Source organism: Prevotella conceptionensis 9403948, from assembly GCF_000312305.1.
In the GTDB taxonomy this organism is placed as follows: Bacteria; Bacteroidota; Bacteroidia; order Bacteroidales; family Bacteroidaceae; genus Prevotella; species Prevotella conceptionensis.
Window position 1 is genome coordinate 1 of sequence record NZ_HE999523.1, and the last position, 665, is coordinate 665.

Annotated in this window: 1 pseudogene; it reads right to left on the minus strand. The window is 63.2% G+C overall.

Features of this window, described 5'->3' with window-relative positions:
• Nucleotides 1-665, minus strand: a pseudogene (locus BN93_RS18205) (RHS repeat-associated core domain-containing protein); the annotation flags it as partial.

The following is a 665-nucleotide window of genomic DNA, read 5'->3' on the forward strand; positions in this document are numbered from 1 at the left end:
GGCGTGCCCAGCTTGCGGTAGTAGTCCTCGCGTTGTCTTTCTATCTGCATCATACGCATCTGGTAGTCTTTCTGCCCGGCCGTGACGACGTTCGCGCCATGTCCGTAGGCGTTTTGGAATATGCCCGCACCGATTTTGGAGGCCACGCGCCTGTCGCCGATGAAATAGTGCTTGGTGAAACGTTGGCGCGTAACGCTGAGTATGGGGGCTGGGTAGATGGTGTAGTCCTCCGTCTCGTGGAAGGTGAGGCCTTGCGGCGCGCCGTTGACGTACACGCCCTCAAGGTAGCCGTGGCTCTTCACGACGCGATCGCCCGCAGCGTTGTAGGTGTAGCGGCTGGTCTTGCCGTTGTCCGACAGGGCCATGAGGCGGTTCTCCTCGTCCCACGCCATGCGCCGCTCCGTGTTCAGGCTGTCGTCCTCCACGAGCGTGGGGTTGCCGTTGGCGTCGTAGGTGTAACGTTCGTGCCCTATCTGCGAGGGGGCCGTGGGATGGTCGGCGTCGGCGTACTCGTAGGCCAGCGCGTAGCTGCCCGCAACCGAGCCCGAGTCGGTGCGCTGCACCTTGGTGAGCGGCTCGCCCATCAGCCCGAAGCTCATGTCCATGGCGTAGCCTATGCCCTTGGCCTTGCCCTCGGCGCGTATCAGCCGGTTAAGCTCGTCGTA